Consider the following 348-nt stretch of genomic DNA (forward strand, 5'->3'; position numbering starts at 1 on the left):
TCCATCAGGTCGTCATCAATGGCTTTTTTGCCCAACAGCAAGTTCGCCAGCCCATCGGTCAGACTGCTGCGGGTGCGGCTGAGGCCAGCCTTGATGCGGGCGAAAAAGCCGGGTTTTGAGACTTTTTCTGGTGCTGCCGGTGTGGCTGGGGCGATGGGTTCGGAGTCGGGTTCAGGGGTTATATCCACGACTGGCTCGATGGATGCTTCCACGACCGGCTCAGGTTCAAGAGCATCGTCAACAAGGCCGTCAACCTGGGCATCAACAGGAGTATGAACAGCAGGCTCCTCAGCCGCTGCCAAACCAGAGTCTGAGGCAAGATCGTTTGTTATCGGCGCTGCTTCATCC

At 57.5% G+C, this 348-nt stretch carries 1 pseudogene; it reads right to left on the reverse strand.

The features are described from left to right. Nucleotides 1-302 (reverse strand): annotated as a pseudogene (locus tag Q4563_RS17525) (signal recognition particle-docking protein FtsY); the annotation flags it as partial. Nucleotides 303-348 lie beyond the last annotated feature (46 nt).

The organism is Gilvimarinus sp. 1_MG-2023, assembly GCF_030548285.1.